At 72.2% G+C, this 19997-nt stretch carries 14 protein-coding genes; 5 read left to right on the plus strand and 9 right to left on the minus strand.

What is annotated here, in order from left to right:
- Nucleotides 1–43 precede the first annotated feature (43 nt).
- Entirely contained in the window at nucleotides 44–979 is a 936-nt protein-coding gene (locus VM685_RS16520; protein WP_325461274.1) for a glyoxylate/hydroxypyruvate reductase A, read from the plus strand.
- On the opposite strand, the gene VM685_RS16525 is transcribed toward VM685_RS16520, so the two are convergent.
- The 7 genes from VM685_RS16525 to VM685_RS16555 form a co-directional block, all read right to left on the minus strand.
- A complete protein-coding gene (locus VM685_RS16525) occupies nucleotides 973–3078 on the minus strand; it encodes a BatD family protein (RefSeq protein WP_325461275.1) in 2106 nt (701 codons plus the stop codon). The two genes, VM685_RS16520 and VM685_RS16525, sit on opposite strands and share 7 nt — an antisense overlap.
- Nucleotides 3075–4787: a vWA domain-containing protein gene (locus VM685_RS16530; protein WP_325461276.1), complete on the minus strand. Its 1713-nt coding sequence runs from the start codon at nucleotides 4785–4787 to the stop codon at nucleotides 3075–3077. Before VM685_RS16530 ends, VM685_RS16525 begins: the two co-directional genes overlap by 4 nt.
- The gene (locus tag VM685_RS16535; RefSeq protein WP_325461277.1) at nucleotides 4784–5818 is read right to left on the minus strand and encodes a VWA domain-containing protein; all 1035 of its coding nucleotides are present in this window, start codon (nucleotides 5816–5818) and stop codon (nucleotides 4784–4786) included. Before VM685_RS16535 ends, VM685_RS16530 begins: the two co-directional genes overlap by 4 nt.
- The gene (locus tag VM685_RS16540) at nucleotides 5815–6729 is read right to left on the minus strand and encodes a DUF58 domain-containing protein (protein ID WP_325461278.1); all 915 of its coding nucleotides are present in this window, start codon (nucleotides 6727–6729) and stop codon (nucleotides 5815–5817) included. Before VM685_RS16540 ends, VM685_RS16535 begins: the two co-directional genes overlap by 4 nt.
- 16 nt (nucleotides 6730–6745) lie before the next feature.
- Nucleotides 6746–7726: a MoxR family ATPase gene (locus VM685_RS16545; protein WP_325461279.1), complete on the minus strand. Its 981-nt coding sequence runs from the start codon at nucleotides 7724–7726 to the stop codon at nucleotides 6746–6748.
- Nucleotides 7727–7790: 64 nt separating this feature from the next.
- Nucleotides 7791–9422 carry an N-acyl-D-amino-acid deacylase family protein gene (locus tag VM685_RS16550; protein WP_325461280.1) on the minus strand — a complete coding sequence of 544 codons (1632 nt, stop codon included), beginning with the start codon at nucleotides 9420–9422 and terminating at the stop codon, nucleotides 7791–7793.
- Nucleotides 9423–9460: 38 nt separating this feature from the next.
- Entirely contained in the window at nucleotides 9461–12208 is a 2748-nt protein-coding gene (locus tag VM685_RS16555; RefSeq protein WP_325461281.1) for a TonB-dependent receptor plug domain-containing protein, read from the minus strand.
- A gap of 527 nt (nucleotides 12209–12735) precedes the next feature.
- Between VM685_RS16555 and VM685_RS16560 the strand changes: the two genes are divergently transcribed.
- Nucleotides 12736–13935 (plus strand): sodium/glutamate symporter, encoded by a 1200-nt coding sequence (locus VM685_RS16560; protein WP_325461282.1) that lies wholly within the window; start codon nucleotides 12736–12738, stop codon nucleotides 13933–13935.
- Entirely contained in the window at nucleotides 13926–15311 is a 1386-nt protein-coding gene (locus VM685_RS16565) for an alginate export family protein (RefSeq protein WP_325461283.1), read from the plus strand. The genes VM685_RS16560 and VM685_RS16565 overlap by 10 nt, the downstream gene beginning before the upstream one ends.
- Here VM685_RS16565 and VM685_RS16570 read toward each other — a convergent pair.
- Nucleotides 15308–16420 carry an AGE family epimerase/isomerase gene (locus VM685_RS16570; RefSeq protein WP_325461284.1) on the minus strand — a complete coding sequence of 371 codons (1113 nt, stop codon included), beginning with the start codon at nucleotides 16418–16420 and terminating at the stop codon, nucleotides 15308–15310. The genes VM685_RS16565 and VM685_RS16570 overlap by 4 nt on opposite strands.
- Before the next feature lie 139 nt (nucleotides 16421–16559).
- Between VM685_RS16570 and VM685_RS16575 the strand changes: the two genes are divergently transcribed.
- Together VM685_RS16575 and VM685_RS16580 are read left to right on the plus strand one after the other, a co-directional pair.
- A complete protein-coding gene (locus VM685_RS16575; protein ID WP_325461285.1) occupies nucleotides 16560–17978 on the plus strand; it encodes a mannose-1-phosphate guanylyltransferase/mannose-6-phosphate isomerase in 1419 nt (472 codons plus the stop codon).
- Between the two features lie 484 nt (nucleotides 17979–18462).
- Entirely contained in the window at nucleotides 18463–19125 is a 663-nt protein-coding gene (locus tag VM685_RS16580) for a sugar transferase (RefSeq protein WP_325461286.1), read from the plus strand.
- 300 nt (nucleotides 19126–19425) lie between these two features.
- Here VM685_RS16580 and VM685_RS16585 read toward each other — a convergent pair whose 3' ends face one another.
- Complete coding sequence (locus tag VM685_RS16585) at nucleotides 19426–19989, minus strand: polysaccharide biosynthesis/export family protein (protein WP_325461287.1); 564 nt, start codon at nucleotides 19987–19989, stop codon at nucleotides 19426–19428.
- Nucleotides 19990–19997: the final 8 nt, after the last annotated feature.

The raw sequence follows: 19997 nt of genomic DNA on the forward strand, positions 1-19997 counted from the left end.
GGCCGGCCGCGCTGGCGGGGCCGTGACCGTTCGGGATGCAGAGTTGAACGCCCAAGGCCGTCCTGTCCTGCTGTTCGCCTATTTCCGGCCCGACGCCGAGGCCTGGCTGGAGGCGCTGCAGCCGGCCGCCGAGCTGGTGGAGATCCGGCGTTGGCCGGAGGCCGGCGACCCCGGCGAGGTCGACTACATCGTGGCCTGGCAGCATCCGCCGGGGTTCCTCGGCCGCTTCCCGGCTGTGAAGGCGATCTTCTGGATCGGAGCCGGTGTCGACCGGCTGCTGCTCGACCCGGAGCTGCCGGAGGCGCCGGTCGTGCGGATGCTCGACGAGAGCCTCAGCGTCGGCATGGCCGAATACGTGGCCGAGCGCGTGCTGCACTACCACCGGCTGATGCCGATCTACGGGGACCAGCAGCAGCGGCGGGAGTGGCGACCGCTCCAACCGCCGCTCGCCCGCGACCGCAAGGTCGCCGTGCTGGGGCTGGGGGAGATCGGCGGCGCCTGCGCGGCCGCCCTCGCAAGCCTCGGATTCGACGTGCGGGGCTGGAGCCGTTCGCTCCGCAGCCTGCCCGGTGTGCAGACCGCGAACGGTCCTCTCGCCGAGACCCTTGCCGGATGCGAGATCGTGGTGTGCGTCCTGCCGCTTACGCCACAGACACGGGGCATCCTCAACGCGGAGACGTTCGCCGCGCTCACGGGGGCGTACCTGATCAACGTCGGGAGAGGCGGCCATCTGGTGGAGGCGGACCTGATTCCGGCCCTCGACGCTGGCCGCCTGGCGGGCGCCACCCTCGACGTGTTCGAGACCGAGCCGCTGCCGGCGGAGCATCCGTTCTGGGGCGATCCGCGCATCGTGGTCACGCCCCACGCGGCGGCGGTGACCCATCCGTCGAGCGCCGGCGCCGGCATCGTCGCCAACCTGCGCCGCGCCGTCGCGGGCGAGCCCCTGGTCGGGGTGGTGGACCGCACGCGCGGCTACTGATCCGCGGTCCATACCCAGACCAGGTTCTCGCGGCGAGTCCAGCCCGCCCGGCCGTCGCCCAGGCGCAGGCGCCGCCAGCCGAGGAACTCCCGATCGACGCGCCCTGCGGCGCCGGCGGCCAGCTGCACCGGAGCGGTCTCGGCGGGGGTGTCCACCGGCAGCGGCCGCAGCGGCCCCGCCTTCCAGACCAGCACCGCCTCGGGGCTCGCCAGCACGCCGTAGAACATCAGCGCCGAGGCGGCGGTCCCCCCGCCCAGGGCGGAGAAGGCGGCGAGCGCGAAACCTGCGGCGCGCAGCCGTAGAAGGCCCTGGCCGAAGCGGGCGGCGAGGACCAGCGCCAGGCCGCCCGCAAACGCCCAGGCGAACCCCAGCGCCAGCCAGCGCCACGCCGCCGGCGACGCCACCGCCGCGGCCCGCGCCAGGCCGGCGCGCGGCCGCGGGACGCTGGCCCGCCGATCCAGGCTGTAGCCGGCCTTGCCGGCGGCGCGAAGCCAGAGCACGCGGGTCTCGGGCGCCCCGGGCTGCTGCAACCAGGCGACCGCCGCCTGCCCGGCCGCCTCGTCCCAGCGCCCGCGGGCGGCCAGGGTGACGGCGAGGTTGTGGCGGGTCCGCCAGTCGGCCGGCTGGTCGGCGAGCGCCTTGCGCAGGGCCGGCTCGGTCAGGGCCGGCTCGGTCAGGGCCGGCGCGGCCCCGCCGGCGCCCGCAGCGCCCAGCACCGCCACCGCCAGGACGGCGCAGGCCGCGGGCAGGAGGTTGGCCGGGCGGAAGGTCGTCGCGGGCGAGAAGGCCGGCGGCGCGCCCAGTTCGGCCAGGGCTTGGCTGGCGCGTGCAGCCCAGTCGTCAGGAAGCCGGCCTGCAGGGCCATAGAGGAAGAGGTCGGCCTCGGCCCACAGCTGGCGCCAGGCGTGCTGGGACCCGAAGCTGTTCGGGGTCGGCGCGGCCCGCCCGAGCTTCCAGCGCGCGCCGGCGTCGGCCTGCCAGGCCCGCACAAGCCGCCGGCGCTCGGCCGGCGCGGGGTCCTGCGCCAGCCGCGCCAGCGTACGTGCAAGCCGGGCGTGCGCGCCTCGTGCCGGCCGCTCCGGGTCGAGGCACCAGGCCCGGCGCAGGGCCAACGACAGCCACAGGCCGGCCAGCGCCAAAGGGGCCAGCGCGAGGCCCGCGGCGAAGGCGACGTCGGACGGCGGCGCCAGGGCGGCTCCCCGGCCGTGCAGCATCGGCGGCAGGATGTCGGCGTCGGCCCGCGCGGGCGGGCCCGGCGGTGGCGCGAGGTCGCCGTTGGGGCCCGGCCGGATGGTCAGGGTGACCGGGGGCGCCCGCACGGTCACGTACCGGCCCGGCTGCGGATCGAAGGTCACCATCTCGAAAGCGCCCAGGACATAGGTCCCGGCCCTCTGCGGCACGAGGGTGACGCTCTCCCGCACCGAGCGCTCGAACAGGGTCGCGGACTTGTCCTCGGCCAGCTTGGGCGCGCCCAGCACCTCGAAATCGCGCGAGACCTGCCGCGGCGCAAGCCCCGTGATCGCCGGCCAGTTGCCGACCCCCGTGAGGGTCACCGTCCAGGTGACCGGGTCGCCGACCCGGACCTCGGCCTTGTCCACCGCCGAGGTCGCGACGAACCGCCCGACCGCGCCGGTGAAGCCCGGCGGCGCCGGGGGCAGCGGTCGAACCTCGAGGCGGCCGGGCGCGCTGCGTACGCTGACCGGCCCCGTCACCGCCCGCCGGTACTCCTCCATGTCGACCATGCCGGTCTGGACGATCATCCGCTGCTGCGCCGGCCGCAGGTCGATCCGGCCCGGCTGCAGGGCCACGGCCCGGGTCCTGAGGGCGATGGTGGCCCACCCGTCGGTCGGCGGGCCGCGCAGCGCCGGCGGGCCCCAAGGCTCCGCCACCAGGGGGCCAGGGGTCCAGCTGAGCTCGCCGTCGAGGTTCTGGAAGGTGGCCCAGTCCACCCGCCAGGCAAGGGTGAGGTCGAACACCTCGCCGGCCCAGACGGGCCGGCCCGGCGCCTCGAACGCCCCGGTGGGCGCCGGCCCCTGGGCCGCCGCCGGGCCGCCCGACATGGCCAGGAGCAGCCCCACGAGCGCAGCGAAGCGGCTCACCACGTCTGCTCCCGGGGCCGCGCCGCGCGCCGGCGGGCGTTCATCAGGGCGAACAGTTCGGCCGGCGAGTCGGCGGCGCGAAGCCGCTGCAGCTGGTCGAGCGTCTGGACGAGCGCGGGCTCGCGCCATTCGGCGGCGTCGTAGGCGTCGCGTTCGCTTCCGCCCACGTTTTGCAGGCCCTGCTCCCCGGCCGTCGGGGCCTTATCATCCTGGCCAGCCTCCTCGTCTCGGCTGTCGCGTGCGTCCTCGCCCGGCGGCGGCGCTGCGCCCTCGGCCCCTACGGGTTCATTGGCGGGATCGTGCGGGCCCGGATCGGGAGGGACCAGCGGCGGTGGCTCGAGCAGGCGTTCGAGCTTGGCCTGCAGCCGCCCCCAGTCGGCGAGGTCGGCGTCCAGCCGCCGCCCGGCCGCCACCGCGGCGAGGCCGTCGCGCAGCACGCCCTCCTCCAGCCCGTGGCCGTGGCCGCGGTGGATCTCGCCGTAGCGCGACGCCGCCTCGGCCACGCGCAGGTAGTCGCCGGCGCCCAGTGCGGGTTTGCCCACCAGCTCCGCCACCACCTCCTTCAGCTGTTCCAGCGGATCCTTCTCGCCCTGCAGGTCGGTTTCGGTGAGCAACGGCGCGGCGGCCTGAGTTCCCAGGGGCGTCACCGCCGCGAGCAGGGCGGCGGCCAGCGCCGCCTTCGCCGCCGCTCGCCGGCGGCGAAGGCGCGGCCGGGCCGTGAACTCCGTCACCGCGCTCCAGGCGAGCAGGACCAGGGCCGCGGCCGCGAACCACGCGAAACGGTCGGCCCGCGCCGGCCGCGCTTCGGGGGCGCGCGCCGCGCCTTCCGGGGGTAGCGCGCTGGCGGCGCGGACGGCGTCGGCCAGCCCGGCCGCGCCCGCCATGTCCAGGTACCGGCCGCCGGTGGACGCGGCCAGCGCCCGCAGCGCCCCCGGGTCCAGGCGCGACACCACCGGCGCACCGGCCGGCGTCCGCACCGGCCGGTCGACGGCCAGCATCACCGGCCCCCCGCCCTCGGTCCCGACGCCCACGGCGACCACCTGCACGCCGTTCCGCCGCAGGGCGGAGGCCTGCGCGTCCCACGAGCCCGGCTCGGCCTCGCCGTCGCTCAGCACCACCAGGGCGCGGCCCTGCGGCGCAGCGCTGAACCCCGCCAGCGCCACGTCCAAGAGGTCGGGGAAGCTGGTGCCGGGCTCAGGCATGTGCTCGGGCGCCATGCGCGGCAGGTAGGCGCGCAGGACCGCCCGGTCCTCGCTGGGCGGGGCCAGGAGGTGGGCGCTGCCGGCGAAAGCGATCAGCCCCACCCGCCGGTCCGGCAGATCCTCGGCCAGCCGCGCCGCAAGCGCCCGCGCCCGCTCCAGCCGCGTCGGCGCCACATCCTGCGCCAGCATGCTGCGGGACAGGTCCAGCGCGATCAGCACCTCGCCCGGGGCCTCGGCGTCCGGGGCGCGCGGCGCCTGCCCCCACTGCGGGCGGGCCAGCGCCAGGACGATCAGCAGGAAGGCGGCCCAAAGGCGCCAGGACGCCGCCGCGGCGCCCGCCGCCGCGGGGTCGAAGCTCACCCGGCCGCCCGCCGCGACGCCGCGACGGATGTGAACGAAGCCGGCGGCCGCCGAGCCCCGCCGGCGCCGCGCCAGCAGCCACTCCGCGGCGATCAGCGACGGCGCCAGCAGCGCCAGCCACAGCATCTGCGGCCACAGCAGGCTCATGGAGGCGCCAGCCTGGGGACGCGGCCGGCCAGCGCCCCCCACACCGGGGCCGCCAGGACCAGCAGCAGCAGCGCCGGACCGAGCGCCCAGGGAAACAGCTCCGTGGTCACCCGCCGCGTGCGCACCCGGAACTCTGTCTTGCGCGCGCCATCGATGGACCGGAAGGCCGCCTCCAGCGCCTTCACGTCCCCGGCCGGCAGGAAGCGCCCGCCCGTTTCGGCCGCCATGGTCTTCAGCGCCTCGACGTCGAGGCTCGAGGGGAACTGCCGGGTGCCGGTCCGCCGCCCGGCGTCGTCGAACACCGGGAACGGAACCATGCCGTCGCGTCCCGCCCCCACCGTGTAGACGGGGACCTTGCGGTAGCGGGCGATGGCCGTGGTCTGTGGCGGCGTCAGCGTCCCGCTGGTGTTCGCCCCATCGGTCAGCAGCACCACGAACTGCCCCGCGGACGCCTCTCCCTCTTCGGGCCTGGCCGCCTCCAGGCCGGTCAACGCGATCCCCAGCCCGTCGCCGATGGCGGTGCCGTCCTCCAGCATTCCGATGCGGATGGCCGCCACCTGCCGGTCGAGCCAGTCGTGGTCGGTGGTCAGCGGCGCGAGCGTATAGGCGCGGGCGGCGAAGACGACCACGCCGATCCGGTCGTTCGGGCGCTGGGTGATGAAGCGGCGGATCACCGGCCGGATCGCCTCCAGGCGGTTGATCGGCCCGTTCGGGCCCCGGTAGTCCTCGGCGAGCATCGAGGTGGACAGGTCGACCGCCAGCATCAGATCGTGGCCCCGCGAGACCACCGCCTCCCGCTGGTCCGTCCGCTGCGGCCGGGCGGCCGCCACGGTGAGCAGGGCCATGGCCGCATAGAGCGCGACCACCCGCAAGGGCAGGCTCGCCCCGCCCCTGCCGCGAGCCGTCCAGGCGGCCGCGTAGGGCACCAGCCACACTGGCGTACGGCCGCGCCTGCGCCGCCAGGCCATGGCGGCCGGGATCAGCAGGAGGGCCGCGAAGAGCCAGGGCTGGGCGAAGCCGAAGCTGCTCATCGGGTCGCCGGCCCGCGCGCATGGGCGCCGCCGTCCCGCGTGCGCAGGAAGCGGACCAGGGCGGTCAGGGGATCGGCCTCGGCGTCCACCACCAGCCGATCGCGCGCATCCGGCCACCATTCGGCCCACAGCCGCTCGCGCTCCGCCCGCCAGGCGGCGTGCGCCGCGCGTCCCTCCCGCGAGCCGTCGAACCAGACCACCTCGTGGGCGTGGGGGTCGTAGGCGGTGAAGTCCTGGACCGTCGGGCCAGTGCGCTCCCAGGCGTCCTCCACCCGCATGCCGATCACCGGATGCCGGCGGCGGAAGGCGGCCCATTCCGGCGGCGGCGGGAAGGCTGGGACCTCCCCCAGCCAGACCACCAGACCGCCCCGCGGCGGCGGCTGGTCGAATAACGGCGAGCCCGTGAAGGCGCCCGCCGCAGGGTCAGGCGCCTCGGCGGAGAACAGGCTGGCCACCGCATGCAGGATCCGTGCGCGGCGGCGACTCGGCTCGAACAGTCGCGCCCCGTCCGGCCGAAGATGCAGCAGCCCGGCCCGCTCGCGGTTCACCACCGCCAGCATCAGCACGAGCGATGCGAGTTCCAGCAGGGTGTCGCGCTTGGCCGCCCGGCCGGAGCCGAACTGCAGCGCCGGGTCGTCGCTGAGCACAACGAAGACGGTGAGTTCGCGCTCCTCGACGAACACCTTGCGGTAAAGCTCGCCCAGCCGCGCGGTGACGTTCCAGTCCACGTCGCGGACGTCGTCCCCGAACTCGTACTTGACGACCTGGTCGAACTCCATCCCGCGGCCACGGAAGATGGAGCGGTACTCCCCGGCCAGCGGGGTCTCCACCGGCCTTCGGCGCAGCCGCCACTCCAGCCGACGCAGCGCAGCGAGGGCGCGCTGGTCGAGGATCCGCGACGGGGCGTTCATCCGCGGCGTCCCCAGCTCAGCCGGGGACGGGGACAGCCGCGAGCGTCTGGTCGACGATGGAGTCGGGCGCCATGCCGGCGGCCTCCGCCTCGTAGGTCAGGCCGATGCGGTGGCGCAGCACGTCGCCCGCGATCTCCTGCACCAGGTCCGGCGTCACCTGGGCCGCGCCGCGGAGGAAGGCCAGCGCGCGGCTGGCCTGGTAGAGGGCCAGGGTCGCGCGCGGCGACGCCCCGAAGGCCAGCAGCCGCATGTCGCCGGCCCGCGAGGCGGCGAGCTCCCGCGTGCGCCGCACGAGCGCCAGGATGTAGGCCGCGATCTCCGGCGCCATGTGGACCTCGTCCACCGCCGCGCGCAGGCTCAGCAGCTCCGCGGCGTTGGAGACCCGCTCCAGGCGCGGCGCATGGCTGGCCGAGCCCCAGCGGTCCAGCATCTGCAGCTCCTCCTCGGCGCTCGGGTAGTCGAGGAGCAACTTGAATAGAAACCGGTCGGTCTGCGCCTCCGGGAGCGGATAGGTGCCCTCATGCTCCACAGGGTTCTGCGTGGCCAGCACCAGGAAGGGGTCGGGCAGCTCGTGGCGGACTCCGCCAATGGTCACCTGCCGCTCCTGCATCGCCTCGAGCAGGGCGCTCTGCACCTTGGCGGGCGAGCGGTTGATCTCATCGGCCAGCACGACGTTGGCGAATACCGGTCCCTTGTGAGGCGTGAAGCTCCCGTCGTGCGGGGAGTAGACCATTGTGCCCACGACGTCGCTCGGCAGCAGGTCGGGCGTGAACTGGATGCGCTCGAACTCAAGCCCCATCACCGCGCCCAGCGACTTCACCAGCAAGGTCTTGGCCAGGCCGGGCATTCCCTCCAGCAGGACGTGACCGCCCACCAGCAGCGCGATCTGCAGCCGCTCGATGATCGGCTTCTGGCCCAGCACCGCCGCGCCGACCGCATCGGAGACGCGGGCGGCCCAGGCGGGCCCCGGGGCGACGGGCGGGGACTGGTGGTTCATCGGACGCATCCACTCACGGCAGGGTCGGGCGGTCCAGAGCCGGACCGCCCCGCAACAGATCCTGTCAGTCGCCGCGGGTGCGCAGCAGCACCTTGCCGTAGCGCTGCGGGGTGACCTTCCCGTTCGCCACCGCCGCCTTGCCGTTCACGAAGACGAACTCCATGCCTTCGGAATAGGCGTGGGGCTTCTCGTAGGTGGCCACGTCGCGGACGGTCTCGGGGTTGAACACCAGCACGTCGGCGTAGGCGCCGGGACGGATCACGCCGCGGTCCTTGATGGCGAACACCTCCGCCGTGAGGGCGGTGGCGGAATGGATCGCCTGCTCCCAGCTGATGACCTTCTTCTCGACCACATACCGCCGCAGCTTGCGCGGGAAGGCGCCGTAGGCGCGGGGGTGCTCCGCTCCCTCGCCGAACTTCACGAGCGCGCCATCGCTGGAGGTCATGGTCCAGGGCTGCTTCATCAGGTTCTCGACGTCCTTCTCGTTCATGTTGAACGAGACGATGCCGGCGCCGCCTTTGATCAGCATGTCGATGGCGGTGTCGACGGGATCCTGCAGGCGGGCCCGGGCGATCTCGTCGAGCCGCTTGCCTTCGAGCGACGGATCGGGATCGTAGCCGCGGATCATCATCGAGTTGGGCCCGCCGCGGCGAGCCATGTTTGACACCATCTCCTTGCGGATCAACGCCCTCTGTTCGGGGTTCTGCAGCCGCTTGGCGATGGCGTCCTTGCCGCCCTCCTGGGCCCAGCCCGGCAGCAGCGACGGCTGCAGGCCCGAACCCGACGCGGCATAGGCGTACTGGTCGGCCCAGATCGACAGCCCCTGGGCGCGCGCCTCATTGATCAGCTTGATCGCCTCGACGGATTTTCCCCAGACCGACGGACCCAGCATCTTCATGTGGGTCACCACGCCTGGGATCTTCGCCTCCCGAGAGACGGTGATCAGCTCCTCGATCGCGCCAAGCACGCCCACGTCGTAGCTCGACTCGTCGCGGATGTGGCTGATGTGGAAGGCGTGGGGATAGGGGGCGGCCACCTTGGCGAGGGTCACCAGCTCGGCGGTGTCGGAGTACTTGCCCGGCACATAGAACGGGCCGCTGGAGAGGCCGAAAGCCCCGAAGTCCATGGCGTCCTTTACGAGCGCCTGCATGCGGGCCAGTTCGGCCGGCGTGGCCTTGCGGTTGGCCAGATCCATCACGTCCTTGCGGACGCCGTTGTGCCCGATCATCGGCGCCACGTTCACGCCGGGCCCGTGCTTCTCGATGGCCGCCACCTGCGGGCGCAGGTCGCCCGGCCCGCCGCCGTCGGGGTTGAGCATCACGGTCGTGATGCCCTGGTAGAGGATGGGCTGGGCCGCGGCGAGTTCGGCGGTCTCGATCCCGGGAGCGGCATGGGAGTGCGGGTCGATGAAGCCGGGGGTCACATAGCGGCCCTTGGCGTCCACCACCTGGTCCGCGGTCGCCGACGCTGGGATGTCGCCCACCTTGACGATCCGGTCGCCCTTGATCGCCACGTCGGCGAGCACGCCCGGCTTGAGCGAGCCGTCGAAGACCCGGCCGCCACGGATCAGCACGTCATAGTCGGCCGCCTGCGCCCAAGCGGACGCGGAGGCGGCCAGGCCGAACGCCAGGCCGGCCAGGAGCAGCGACCGTCGGCCCGTGCGGGGCTTCGTCTTGATTCCGCGCAACTGGTTCAAAGCACTACTCCCAAGGTTTTCACAGGCCCGCGAGGGCCTCAGTACTTGAAGCGGACGCCGACGCGGTAGACGCGCCCGAGTATGTCGTAGACCCCCTGGTTGGTGGAGGGGTTGCCGTAGGCCGTGCCGGCGGGGCCGTAGGCCACGATTTCCGGGTCGCGGTTCAGGATGTTGTTGACGTTGAAGAACAGCTGGGTGCGCTCCATCCCCGCGAAGTCGAGGTCGTAGCTCACCGCGGCGTCGAGGTAGTAGGCGCCGTCGATGTGGTTGTCGTTGATCGTCCGGTTGGCGATGGTCGAGGCCGGGCAGGACGAGGTGCACTCCACGAACGAGTTGTCGTAGGTCCCTTCCGACACCCCACGGGCGGTGAGCTGCACCGTCCAGGGATCCGAGAGCCAGGTGGCCGTGGCGCGCCAGATGAGCTCGGGCGGTCCGTTGGCGGCGTTCTCCCCCGCCCGGTCCGTGGGCTGGTCGATCCCGTTGTTGTTGTAGTTCTTCATGTAATAGGTGGCGACGCCGCGGAGGGTCAGGTCGCCGCCGGCGAGCTCCATACGGTAGGAAGCCTCGAAGTCGATCCCTTCCGCCTCGCGCTCGGCGAAGTTGAAGGGGCTGACCGACACCCGGCTGATCAGGTTGCCGGAGCGGGTGACCGCCGCACAGTACGCCGACACCCCCTCGAAGCAGCGGTCGACGATGGTCTGGGCGCTCACGGCGCCGATCGCCCCGTCGATCCGGATGTCGAAGTAGTCGATCGCCGCGGCGAAGCCGGGCAGGAACGAGGGCTGCAGCACGACCCCCACGCCCCAGGTGTCCGCCTTCTCGGGCTGGAGCGCCAGGTTGCCCGTGGTCACCTCCAGGAACTGGGTGTTCTGGTTGTTGTTGAACGGATCGACGAGAACATTGGTCCGGCTGGTCCCGGCGGCGAACAGCTCGTTCAGGTTGGGGGCGCGGATGTCGCGGGACCGGGTGACGCGGAACCGGACGTCGGGGATCGGCGCATAGGTCGCGCCCAGCTTCCACGTTTCCACGCGGCCGGAGGTGGAATAGTCGGTGACGCGGACCGCGGCGTTGACGTCGAGGCCCTCCCACAGCGGCACGACCGTCTCCAGGTAGCCTTCGGTCACCTTGTAGGAACCGAAGGTGGGGAGGTAGTTGCCCACGAACCACCCCGAGCGGTACTGGGTGGGCACATCGCCGGAGACCGCTTCCTTCCGGTGCTCCACGCCCACGGCGACCGAGACCGGCCCCGCCCAGGTGGAGAACGGATTGCCGGCCAGGTTCGCCGCCGCCACGTCCTGGGTGAAGAACTGCCGGCGGTAGGGATTGCCGAGGATATAGGCGAGGGCCTCCGGCGAGTTGACGCCGATGCCCATGCGGTTGAACGGCACGCAGCCGTTCGTCGGGTTCGTCAGGGTCGAGCGGCAGACGATCTCGTTGGCGCCGGGCCGGAACACCGCGTCCTGCGCCAGGGCCAGGCGCGCGTTGTTGGTGATGTCCCGAGCCATCTCGAAGGTCTCGGTCTTGCCGCGCTGGTAGTAGGCGTCCCACTTCCATTCGTCGCCCATCAGGTCGAACCGGCCGTTGGCCCCCACCACGAAGCGGGTCACGGAGCGCTTGTTGTCGGTCTTGCGGATGGGAAGGTCGGCGTTTGTGGTGCCGAGGTTGAAGCTCGCGATGTTCAGGGACGCCAGCTGCTGGCGGATGGCCGCCGGCAGGAAGGCGTTGTCCGAGCGGATGGTGACGTTGCCCTGGTTGAACTGGACGCCGGTCCAGCCCAGGGACGCGTGCTCGTTGTAGGAAGCCTGGCCGAAGACGCCGAGGCTGTCGGTGATGTCGAAGCTGGCGCGCGCGAAGACGCCCTTGCGCCGCTCGTCGGCGTCCAGGGACTGCTTGTCGTTGACCTGCACCGCCTGCCAGTCGCCGCCGATCATCCACGGGTCGCGGGTGGTGCCGTAGGTCTGCTGATAGACCACGCCGCCCGGCCCGAAGGCCGTGCCGCGCAAAGGCGTGTTGACGATGATGCCGCCCGGCGTGGCGTTGCTGAGGCCCGCGTTCGGGGTAAGCAGCCATTCCGGCTGGCCGTTGCCGACCGCGTAGGCCGGGTTTGTGATGATGTACCAGCCCTTCCGGTTCCAGTCGCGTGGCACCCCGTAGATGCCCTCGCGGTCCACCAGTTCGGCATTGAACAGCACCTTGCCGCGGCCGCCGGCGAAAGGCAGGCCCGCGCTGATGTTCACCCGGTACTGGTCGTCGTCCCCGTAGGTCGTCTGGCCATACTCGACGGAGCCCTTCACGCCCTCCAGGTCGCGGTCCAGGATGAAGTTCACGACCCCGGAGACGGCGTCGGAGCCGTAGGCGGCCGAGGCGCCGCCCGTCACGATCTCGACGCTCTTGATGAGGCCCTGCGGGAAGGTGTTGACGTCGACGGCGCCGGTGATCGTCGAGCCCACCGACCGCTGCCCGTCGAGCAGCACCAGGGTGCGCTCGATCCCCAGGGCGCGCAGGTTCAGGGCGTTCACGCCCGACGTGCCGGCGCTGATCGAGGCGTTCGAGGTCTGCGGCGTGTTGCTGCCGGCGATGGAGGGGATGTCGTTGACGAAGTCCGCCACGTTGGAGGGCGCGGCCGCCGCCAGCTCCTGTTCGCTGACCACGGTCAGGGGGGTCGGGGCCTGGTAGCCGTCGCGCACCACCCGGGTGCCGGTGACCACCAGTTCCTGGACGTCGGTGGCGCCTCCGGCGGTCTGCGCCAGGGCCGGGCCGGGCTGGATGGCCAGGGCCAGGGCCACGGCGGAAGCGCTCGCCAGCCCCGCTGTGCGGGCAGGTGCGGCGCGCCCGGCGCACAGACGGGTCAACGGTGCATGGCTTGTCATAAGGCCCCCTCGCAGTTGACGGACAGAAAAGACCGCTCCGCACCAGGGCTTCTTGTTATTCGCCGGTCACGTCGGAGTGTTGCCCGCAGCTATTCGAAGGGTTCGATTGCGTCGGGTGTATTGTCAATCCGACGCCCCCTTCCCAATAGGGGGAATCCCATAACTGCCCGCTATGGGTTTGGACTTCCCCTGCGTCAGGCCAACTGCCGCCGTGGGTAGAGTGCCCGGGTGTCGCTCTCGCCCAACGGGCGCGCACGCTCACAGGCCATGCCCTTCGGTTTGGGGCAGTGGCCGGCAAAGCATAGGCGCCGGGCGCGCAACCGAGTTGCGGCGGAAGCGTGAGTGTGCCGACATTCCCGGACGAAGGCCGGACGAATCCCGCCGGCGGGGGAGCTGCGAACCTTGAGCGCCATGGCCTGTCGGTCCCGCCCCGGAGCGCGTCCTTGACGCTCAACGCCCTCGAGACCACCGCCCTGGGCTGCGTCCTGCTGCTGGTGGGCTACGGCCTGCGCGACCGCGTCCGCCTTCTCGACCAGCTGAACCTGCCGGCCCCGGTGATAGGCGGGATGCTGGCCGCGCTGGTGGCGCTCGCCGCCCGGCTTTCGGGACTGCCGCCGGTGAAGTTCGACGCCGCGCTGCAGAGCCCGATGATGATCGCCTTCTTCACCACCCTGGGATTCGCGGCGAGCTATCGCCTGCTGATGCGGGGCGGACCGCAGGTCGTGCTGCTGCTGGGCCTCGCCGCCGCGGTCGCCGTTCTCCAGGCCCTGCTCGGGGCCGGCATCTCGGCGGCGTTCGGGCTCAACCCCCTGCTGGGCGTGCTCACCGGCACGGCCACGCTTTCCGGTGGCCCCGCCACCGGCCTGGCGTTCGCGCCGCAGTTCGAGGCGGCCGGCGTGCCCGGGGCCGCCGCCGTCGCCACCGCCAACGCCATGGCGGGCATCGTGCTCGCCAGCGTCTTCGGGGCGCCGCTGGCCACCTGGGTGATCGTCCGCCGCCGGCTCGACCCTCGGCTGCAGCCGCCGCTGGAGACGGTGGTCACGGTCACCGCCGAGGCGGGCCCGCCGCACGGACATGCGGCCCTGACCTTCATGGTGCTGAAGACCGCCGCCCTGATCGCGGTCTCCATGTGGCTGGGCGGCCTCGTCAGCGCGTCCATCAAGTCCGCCGGCGTGGTCCTGCCGCCCTACATCGGGGCGATGCTGGTGGCAGGCGCGCTGCGCAACCTGGACGACGCGACGGGGCTCGTGAAGCTGCCGATCGCAGCCATCGAGGTGGCCGGCGCCATCGCCCTGTCGCTGTTCCTGGTGCTGGCGATCATGACCCTCGACCTGACCCAGCTTGCCGGCCTGGCGCTGCCGCTGATGGTCATCCTCGCGGCCCAGCTCGCCCTGGTCTCCCTGCTCGTGGTGGGGCCGGTCTGGTGGCTCATGGGCCGCACCTACGACGCCGCCGTGGCCGCCGGGGGCTTCGCGGGCTTCATGCTGGGCACGACGGCCAACGCCATGGCGATCATGCGGGCCCTGGTGGAGAAGTACGCCGACGCTCCGCGGGCCTTCCTCACCGTGCCGCTGGTGGGCGCCTTCTTCATCGACTTCGTCAACGCCCTGATCATCACCGGCTTCCTCAACCTATGGGGCTAGGCGCGGGGCCGGGCGACGGCGCCTGGCGAAGGCGGGGCGGCGCGGCGCTCGTCGCATTCGCCGTAGCGGCCGGCGCGGCGGCCGCGGCCGAGCCCGTCCCCTGCCCCGCCCAGCCGATCCGGTGGAAGGACGACTGCGCCGGCCTGGCGCACGAACCGCTCACCGGCCTCGACCGGCTCAGGTACCTGCCGGTCGGGGCGGGCTGGGTGAGCCTCGGGGGCGAGCTCCGGGTGCGGCTCGAGCGCATGGACGCGGCCGACTTCGGGATCGCCGGCGGACCCGCCTATCTGCAGCTCGGCCGCCGCGCGATGGCGCACGCCGACCTGCACCTCACGCCCAGGCTGCGGGTCTTCGGCCAGCTGGCGGCGGCCGAGGCGGACGGGCGCCGTCCCGGTCCCCGACCCCAGGACCAGGACGAGCTCGACGTGGCGCAGCTGTTCGTGGACGCGCCGCTGCGCCTCGGGGAGACCGAGCTCCTCGCCCGCCTCGGCCGCCAGGAGATCGACCTCTCCGGCAACCGGCTGGTGACCACCCGCGACGGGGTCACGATCCGCCGGACCTTCCAGGGGGCGCTTGGCCAGGCTGCGCGCGGCGACGTCCGGCTCACCGTCTTCGCGCTGCGTCCGACCCGACTGCGCCGTGGCGCCTTCGACGACGGGCCCAATGACGGAGAAACCTTCCGCGGCGCGTCCGTCGACTACCGGCCGCCCGCGGGCCTCGTCACCGCCTTCGTGTTCCGCCGGGCGCGGACGGAGGCGCGCTTCGCGGATCACACGGGCCCGGAGCGGCGGTGGACAGCGGGACTGCGTTACGCCGTCCGGCAGCCCGCCTGGGCCGCCTGGGCGCAGGCGGACTGGCAGTGGGGCGAGGCCTCGAACCAGACCATCTCGGCCTCGTCGGCGGCGACGGGCGCGAGCTACACCTTCGACGCGCCGCGACGTCCCACCCTCGGCGCGGCCCTCGCCTATGCGAGCGGCGATCGAAGGCGCGGAGACGGCGAGCTGGGGACGTTCGATCCCCTCTATCCGAACGCCTTCGGCCTGTCGGACGCGCCGTTCATCTACCAGACCAACTACCGGCTGGCGGCGATCGAGGGCTCGGCTGTGTTCGGTGGGGCCGAGCTTGGCCTTTCAGGCTTCCTGGTGGCGCGAGACGCCACCGGGGACGCCGTCTACGCCGGCGGCCGCCCCCTGCCCGGCGTCCCCGACCACGGCCGCCTCACCGCCGTTCTCGGCCAGGCGGACGCGCGCCTGCCCCTCACCCCACGCACGGAGCTCTACCTCTCGGCGGTGTGCGCCCTGCCGGGCGAGGCCGTGCGCCAGGCCGGCGGCCACTCCGGCCTCTATGCGCGGGTCCAGCTCACGACCCGCTTCTAGCCGTCGCGCGCCCTGCCCGGCGCCAGCAGCGGCATGAGCCCGGCGACCAGGTGGTAGAGGGAGGTGGCGGGCGCCGGCTCGTCGACGAAACTTCCGTCCGCCTGCATTTTGTCTCGCCAGGTTCCCACCCTGGGCGTGTGGAGGAACTTCGCCAGCCCCGCGGCCGCCGCCAGCGCCTGCGCTTCCGTCCCGAAGGCGACCGCCGCCCGCAGGTGTTCGGTCTGGGCCCAGAGCCTGCCCACCGGATCGCGCACGCTCATATCGGGCCAGACCGACCCCACGACGACGCCACGCCCGGGATCGACGCCCTGTAGCCCGCGCTCGAACAGGCCCTGGACCACCGAGCGCAGATCCGTCCGGCTGCGCCGAGTCGCCCATTGGTCCAGCAGCCACGCCCACTCGAACTGGTGGCCCGGCTCGACCAGGCCCCCGTCCCGGTCCCCGAGCGGCCGCCAGGCCTCGTCGAAGAACTCCCGCAGCAGACCATCCTGGATGAAGCGCTCCAGCGCGAGCGTCGCGATCTCGTCCGAGACGGCGGCCCAGCGCCCCTCCCCCGCCGCCTCCCAGGCGAGCGCCGCCTCCAGCAGGTGCATGTGGGCGTTGGCCTGGAACGGACGCTCCCCGGCCTCGCGCCAGCCGCCGCAGGGATGACGGAGCGCCTCCACGGCCTCGAGCAGGGCCCCGGCCTCCGCCCTGCGGTCGCCGAGGCCGGCCGCGTGCAAGCCCGACAGCGCCAGCAGGGCGAAAGCCTGTTCGTAGAGCAGCGGCGTCGGGTCGGTGATCCGCCCCTCGGCATCGGCCGCCCGGGCGAAGAGCCCGTCCGGCCGCAGGTAGTGCGCACGGTGGAAATCGAAGGCCCGGCAGGCGATTTCGCCGTAGGCGCGGCCCCAGCCTTCCCCAGCGGCCGTGGCGAAGACCCAGACCTGGCGCGTCTGCACCCGGCTGCGTCGCACCGGGCCCGCCGGGGCGCCGTCGACCGTGAGCGTCTCCTGGAAGCTGCCCCGCGCTGCATCCAGACCCTCCGTCGACCACAGCGGCAGCGCCGCGTCGCGCAGCCACTCGCCGTACCAGCGCGCGGCGTCGGAAAGACTGCGGAAGTCGGGGGCCATGCGGGCCACATAGCGGAGGCGTCGCCCCGGCGCCACGCCGCACCGCCGCCGCCGCCGCCGGCGTTCGACGTCGCTGTAGCTTGCCAGTAATAGGTCCGTGGCAAGAAGCACCTCAGGTTTGTCGGGAGTCGGAGCGCGCATGTCGGGGAAGATCTATCCTGTGATCCTGTCGGGCGGCTCGGGCTCGCGCCTGTGGCCGCTGTCGCGGGAGAGCTATCCCAAGCAGCTCCTGCCGCTGGCCGGGCCGCGAACCATGCTGCAGGAGACCGCGCTGCGGGTCGCGGACGCGAAGCGCTTCCACCCCGTAATGGTCGTGGCCAACGCCGAGCATCGGTTCGTCATCGCCGAACAGCTGCGTGAGGCCGGCGCTGCGGCGCCCACCATCGTGCTCGAGCCCGCAGCCCGGAACACCGCCGCCGCGGTTGCAAGCGCCGCCCTGCTGACGAGCTCGGAGGATTCGGACGCCGTGATCCTGGTCATGCCGGCCGACCACACCATACCGGCCAGGGCCGACTTCCTCGCCGCCATCGAGGCCGGCCTCCCCGCCGCACGCGAGGGCGCCCTGGTGCTGTTCGGCATTCAACCGGACACGCCGGCGACGGGCTACGGCTACATCCGCGGCGGAGAGGCGCTGAGCGGAGCGGCGCGCAAGGTGGAGGCGTTCGTCGAGAAGCCGGACCTCGCCACCGCCGAAGCCTACCTCGAAAGCGGCGACTACTACTGGAACAGCGGGATCTTCCTGCTGCCCGCCCGCGCAGTGCTGGAGGAGTTGGAGCGGCACGAGCCGCAGGTGCTCGCGGCCGTGCAGGCCGCCGTTGCCGCCGCCACCCGCGACATGGACTTCCTGCGCCTCGATCCGGAGACCTTCTCGGCCTGTCCGTCCATCTCCATCGACTATGCGGTCATGGAGCGGACCGCTCGGGCCGCCGTCGTCCCCTCCTCCTTCGTCTGGAGCGATGTCGGCGCCTGGAGCGCGCTGTGGGAGCTCGCGGACCGCGACGGGGACGACAACGTGGAGATCGGCGACACCTTGGCCGAGAACACCCGCGGCTCGTACCTGAGGAGCGAGGGGCCGCTGATCGCGACCGTGGGCGTCGAGGACCTGATCGTCATCGCCACGCCCGACGCGGTTCTGGTGGCCAGCCGCCACGCCGACCAGCACGTGAAGCGGGTGGTCGAGCGGCTGAAGGCCTCCAACCACGCCACCGCCGTGCAGACCCGCCGGGTCTACCGTCCCTGGGGCTGGTACGAGGGCATTCACGTGGGCGAGCGGTTCCAGGTGAAGCGGATCACCGTCAATCCCGGCGGCAAGCTCAGCCTCCAGAAGCACTTCCACCGCGCCGAGCACTGGGTGGTGGTGAACGGCACCGCCGAGGTCCACCTCGACGGCGTCCAGACGCTCCTGGGCGAGAACGAGAGCATCTACATCCCGCTGGGCGCGACGCATCGCCTCTGCAACCCGGGCAAGGTGCCGCTCAACCTCATCGAGGTGCAGTCCGGCGCCTACCTCGGCGAGGACGACATCGTGCGGCTGGAGGACGTCTATGCGCGCGGCTGAGGGGTCGTGCCGGCCCTGCCGCGGGTTAGCGGCTGAAATCCATCAGCTTCCGGACGTCTCGCCCGCCCGCCGCGTCGCGACTGATGGGGCTCGCACCGGCTGAACCGCACTTCCGCGTTGGAGGCGGCGAGCCCTAACTCGTCAAACGTGGTTCCGAGATCGGAGCCGATCAAGGGTCACTTTGGTGACGCTGCGATGTAGCTGTCGCGTTCTGCGCTGGGCGCCACGCTGGCCTTGGGGGCAGCCCGCACCATGTCGCGCACTGCGCTGGTCGCCAGCGGCGCGGCCAGCGCCTCCGCCAGCATCGCCCTGCCGAAGCGTGGATGTAGTGTGGGCACAGCGCTCCATCCTGACGCGCGACCCTCCTTTTGAGAACGCGCGCACCCGGGTTTTGCCGACGCCCCAATCCATGGTAACGGTTGGTTAGCTATTAGGGGCACGGCGATTGCTCAGGTTGCTGAGCAACAGCCGGATGGGGGCTCTAGTGACCAATTTCGAGACAGTCGTTCAGCGTGCGCCACGCGTGGTGCAGCCCTCGGCCAGCGCCCCACGCGTCGCCACGAGCCGCGCTAAGCGCATCTTCGACTTGCTTATGGCGCTGACTGTGCTGTTCTTCGTCCTGCCAGTCCTACTGTTCGTCGCCACGGCCATCAAGGTCCAGGATGGGGGCCCGGTGCTGTTCCGCCAGCGGCGCACCGGCCTGAACAACCAGCCGTTCGTCATCTATAAGTTTCGCACCATGACGGTCGCCGAGGACGATGACGACATCGCACAGGCCAAGAAGAACGATGCCCGGGTGACACCGCTGGGCCGTATCCTGCGCATGTTCAGCGTCGACGAGCTCCCGCAGCTCTTCAATGTGTTGAAGGGCGAGATGTCTCTCGTGGGGCCCCGGCCGCACGCGCTCGCTCACGACCACCAGTGGGGTGCGGGCATTCCGGGCTACCACTGCCGCTTCCAGGCGCGTCCGGGGATCACCGGCCTGGCTCAGGTCACTGGCCTTCGCGGCGAGGTGCGCGGTCTGGACTGCGTGCGCGCGCGGCTCGAGGCCGACCTGTACTACATCGAGAACTGGTCGCTGAAGCTGGAGCTTGTCGTCCTGCTCCGCACGGGCCTGCTCCTGTTGCGCGATCCGCAGGCGTACTGAGCTAGATCAGGCCAACCAGCCGGAAGAGGCCGACCCACGCGGCGGCCGATACCCCCATCACGACCGCAAGCCTGGCTCCCAGAGGCAAACGGGTTCCGCGCTGGTCAGAGTGCGTCAGCTGAATGTAGGCCACGGGCGTCTCCCTGGAGCGTCGAGCCCAGGTAACGCCGAGCGGGGTTAAAGGTTCGTGCTACGAAAGGCTTAACCGCCGCGAACCCTGGGCGCCCCATGGCGGCGGCCTGGCGCCTGCCGCTCGCAGCACGGTGAGAGGCCGAGGGCTCGGGATCGCACCGCAGTGGGCTAGAAGAACCGTTCACCGATGCGGATGGTGTCCCCGGGCGCCACCTTGGTCGTGCTGGTGAGCGGGTAGGCCTCTTCCTTCTCGCCATCCGCGCGCTTGATGAACACCTTGCCCTTGTTGGCCCGGTAGGTGAATCCCTCCGCCGTGGCGACGGCGTTCAGGACGGTCAGGCCGTTGGTGTAGGGATACTCCCCGGGCTTGTTCACCTCGCCGAGGATGTAGAACGGCCGGTAGTTGAGCACCTCCACGCTGACGCGCGGGTCCTTCAGGTAGCCGTGTTTCAGGGCGGTCTCGACGCGCTCCTGGAACTCCCGGGCCGTGAGACCGACGGCATCGACCTCGCCGATCAGCGGCAAGGACACCTTGCCCGATCCACCAACGGTGAACTCGCCGGTCAGCGACTCCTCGCCGTAGGTGATCACCCGGATCTTGTCGGCAGAACCGAGCCGGTACTCGGGCACCTCACGGGTCGCCTCCGCCTCCTGGCCGACCGCCACCGCCGGCAGCATGAGGCCGCAGACGGCCAGGACGGCGCCGACGAGCAGCCCAACGAACTTCTTCATGACGCAAC

Origin of the sequence: Phenylobacterium sp. (genome assembly GCF_035539035.1) — a bacterium.
Classification (GTDB): Bacteria; Pseudomonadota; Alphaproteobacteria; order Caulobacterales; family Caulobacteraceae; genus Phenylobacterium.